Consider the following 3,502-nt stretch of genomic DNA (forward strand, 5'->3'; position numbering starts at 1 on the left):
CAACTGGGCGTGCGCGTTTCGGAAAGCCAGGCCAAGGCGATCGATGCCGCCGCCAAGGGCACCTCCACCGCCAGCGACGATGAAGACACCATCACGGTTTCCGCCGATCGCAAGCGCCGCAGTGGCCGCGATCCGTGGGTGCTGATTGGCCGCGACGTGCTGGATGATTGCAGCCGGATCAGCTTTGACCGGGCGGGCGAGCGCTGGGTTCTCACCTGCAAGTTCGGTTGATCGGCAAATTCGGTTGATAGGGGCGCGGTTGTCGCCCCCCTTTCCCTTTTCCCGGCCTTGGCCCATATCTTGGGCATGACCACACCTGATGCCACCCAGCTGTTCTACACCGATACCGGGCTCGACCCGGACCGCACCGCCGCGCAAGTCGCCGATGCGCTTAACGGCTGCGACGATGGCGAGTTGTATCTGCAATATGGCGTCTCCGAAAGTTTCGCCTTTGATGATGGCCGGCTGAAGGCGGCCAGTTTCGACACGGTCAAGGGTTTTGGCCTGCGCGGCGTGGCCGGCGAGATGACCGCCTTTGCCCATGCCAACGATCTGTCGCACGCCGCCATCGCCCGCGCTGCCGACACTATCAAGGTGGTCCGGGATGGCCACGGCGGCACCATGGCGATGCCGCCGATGCCCACCAACGCCCGGCGTTATACCGATGCCAATCCGCTGGCTGGTATCGATTTTTCCGCCAAGGTCGCACTGATGCAGCAGATCGATGCCGCCGCCCGCGCCCGTGATCCGAGCGTGGTGCAGGTGTCGGCCAGCCTGCTCGGCAGCTGGAACGTGGTGGAAATCCTGCGCGGCGACGGCACGCGGGTGCGCGACGTGCGGCCGCTGGTGCGGCTGAACGTGCAGATTGTCGCCGAAAAGAACGGCCGCCGCGAAACCGGCTTTCACGGGCTGGGCGGGCGTTATCTTTATGATGCGCTGTTCAAGGATGCCGCCTGGGAAGGCGCCATCGATATCGCGCTGGCCCAGGCGTTGGTGAACCTTGATTCCGTCGATGCACCGGCCGGCGAGATGACCGTGGTGCTCGGCCCCGGCTGGCCCGGCATCCTGCTGCACGAAGCCATTGGCCACGGCCTGGAAGGCGATTTCAACCGCAAGGGCACCAGCGCCTTTTCCGGCCGCATCGGCGAACGTGTGGCGGCGCCGGGCGTGACGGTGGTGGACGATGGCAGCCTCGATCAACGCCGCGGCAGCCTGACCGTCGATGATGAAGGCACCCCCACCGGCCGCACCACCCTGATCGAAGACGGTATCCTGAAGGGCTATATGCAAGATCGCCTCAACGCCCGCCTGATGGGCGTTGCGCCCACCGGCAATGGCCGCCGCGAATCCTATGCCCACGCGCCGATGCCGCGCATGACCAACACCTTCATGTTGGGCGGCAACGACGATCCGGCCGGCATCCTATCGAGTGTGAAGAAGGGGGTTTTTGCCAAGAGCTTCGGTGGCGGCCAGGTCGACATCACCAGCGGCAAGTTCGTGTTTTCCTGCACCGAGGCCTATGAGATCGAGAACGGCAAGCTCGGCCGTCCGCTGAAAGGTGCCACGCTGATCGGCAACGGCCCCGACGTGCTCACCCGCGTGCGCGCCATCGGCAACGACATGGCGCTGGATGAAGGCGTTGGCATCTGCGGCAAGGGCGGGCAGAGCGTGCCGGCCGGCGTCGGCCAGCCCACGCTGCTGGTGGACGGATTGACGGTGGGCGGCACCGCTGGCTGAAGGAGGGCTGCATGTCGGAATTCTTCGATCACATCACCCCCGATCATGCGGATTTCATCGCCCGCCAGCCGGTGTTTTTCGTCGCCACCGCCGCCGCTGATGCCCGCATCAACCTTTCCCCCAAGGGCATGGACACGTTCCGCGTGCTGCCCGGCGGCAAATCCTGCGCCTATCTGGATTTCGGCGGCAGCGGCAACGAAACTCACGCGCATCTGGCTGCCGATGGCCGCATCACCATCATGTTCTGCGCCTTTGATCAGCCCGCCCTGATCTACCGCATCTATGGCCACGGCCGCGCCGTGCTGCCGCAGGATGGCGGCTGGGACGCTCTGGCCGCTCACTTCACCATCGAACGCGGCGTGCGCCAGATTTTCCTGATCGACGTGGATTCGACCCAGACCAGCTGCGGCTGGGCCGTGCCGAAAATGGCGCTGGTGGAAGAGCGCGAGACGCTGCGCAAATATTTCAAGCAGGATGATCCGGCCAAACGCCTGCTGAAATATCACGAGCGGGATCGCTCCATCGACGGGCTGGCTGTTACGCCGCCGTCGCACCTGCCCTACAGCTGATGGGCCTGGCCTGCGTCGACACGCTGTTTTCCCCCGTCGAAGCCGCCATCGTGCGCAGCCGGCTGGAAGCCGCCGGCATTGATTGCGTGCTGTTCGACGCCGGTATCGCCAGCCTGATCGGCCCCGGCATTTCCGGCATCCGCGTCATGGTGGATGCCGATGATCTGGCCATTGCCCGCAGCGAACTGGCGCGGCCGCTCTGAGCCACAGGCGCGCACCGGCAAACGCCTTATTCTGTAACCAGATGGGCTGCGGCAGGGTTGCGGTATCGCCACTATCGGGATGCAGGGCAGGCCATGAAGCTGATCACGGCAATCATCAAGCCGTTCAAGCTCGAACAGGTGCGCGAAGCCCTGATGCAGGCCGATGTGCAGGGCATGACCGTGACCGAAGTGCGCGGCCAGGGCCGGTTGGTTGGCCAGGCCGATATCTATCGCGGCGCCGAAAATATCCCGCAACTGGTGGCCAAGCTGCAGATTGATATGGTCGTCGAAGCCGACGACGTCGCCCGCATCGTCGATGCCATCCTGCATGCTGCCCAAACCGGCAGCGTAGGCGATGGCAAGATCTTCGTATCGTCCATCGCCCACGCCGTGCGAATCCGCACCGGGGAACTGGACGAAGCCGCACTGTAGAAATTCGGGCTGGAAACGCGCCGCGCCACAGCTTAAACCGCTGCCCATGCCAACTCTCGTCCTCCTCCGCCACGGCCAGAGCCAGTGGAACCTCGAAAATCGTTTCACCGGCTGGTGGGATGTGGGCCTCACCGAACAGGGTGTCGCCGAAGCCAGCGACGCCGGCCGCCGCATGGCCGAAGCCGGCCTCGATTTCGATCTCGCCTTCACCAGCGTGCAAAGCCGGGCGATCAAGACGCTCAATCTCGCGCTGGAATCCATGGGCCGGCTGTGGTTGCCCGTCACCAAGAACTGGCAGCTGAACGAGCGCCACTATGGCAGCCTCACCGGCCTCAACAAGGCCGATACCGCGGCGAAATATGGCGAGCATCAGGTGAAGATCTGGCGCCGCAGCTTCGATATCCCGCCGCCGCCGCTGGCACCGGGTGGGGATTTCGATCTCGCCGCTGACCGCCGCTACGCCGGCATCGCCATCCCCACCGCCGAAAGCCTGAAAGACACCATCGCCCGCGTGCTGCCCTATTGGGAAACCGCCATCGCGCCAGAACTGCGCGCCGGCAA

At 64.7% G+C, this 3,502-nt stretch carries 6 protein-coding genes; all 6 read left to right on the forward strand.

Annotation, left to right across the window (positions count from 1 at the left end; genetic code table 11):
• On the forward strand, positions 1-231 hold a 231-nt coding region (locus RMO81_RS15970; protein ID WP_310476947.1), incomplete at its 5' end, for a hypothetical protein.
• 75 nt (positions 232-306) lie between these two features.
• On the forward strand, positions 307-1,737 hold the full coding sequence (gene tldD / locus RMO81_RS15975) for a metalloprotease TldD (protein WP_310476948.1): 1,431 nt from the start codon (positions 307-309) through the stop codon (positions 1,735-1,737).
• A gap of 11 nt (positions 1,738-1,748) precedes the next feature.
• Complete coding sequence (locus RMO81_RS15980; protein ID WP_310476949.1) at positions 1,749-2,306, forward strand: pyridoxamine 5'-phosphate oxidase family protein; 558 nt, start codon at positions 1,749-1,751, stop codon at positions 2,304-2,306.
• Entirely contained in the window at positions 2,306-2,509 is a 204-nt protein-coding gene (locus RMO81_RS15985; RefSeq protein WP_310476950.1) for a DUF2007 domain-containing protein, read from the forward strand. Before RMO81_RS15980 ends, RMO81_RS15985 begins: the two co-directional genes overlap by 1 nt.
• A gap of 93 nt (positions 2,510-2,602) precedes the next feature.
• Positions 2,603-2,941: a P-II family nitrogen regulator gene (locus tag RMO81_RS15990; protein ID WP_310476951.1), complete on the forward strand. Its 339-nt coding sequence runs from the start codon at positions 2,603-2,605 to the stop codon at positions 2,939-2,941.
• A 46-nt stretch (positions 2,942-2,987) separates the two neighbouring features.
• Positions 2,988-3,502: 2,3-bisphosphoglycerate-dependent phosphoglycerate mutase (locus RMO81_RS15995; protein WP_310476953.1), on the forward strand; the 515-nt coding region annotated here is incomplete at its 3' end.

Source organism: Sandarakinorhabdus sp. (genome assembly GCF_031422795.1).
Lineage (GTDB): Bacteria > Pseudomonadota > Alphaproteobacteria > Sphingomonadales > Sphingomonadaceae > Sandarakinorhabdus.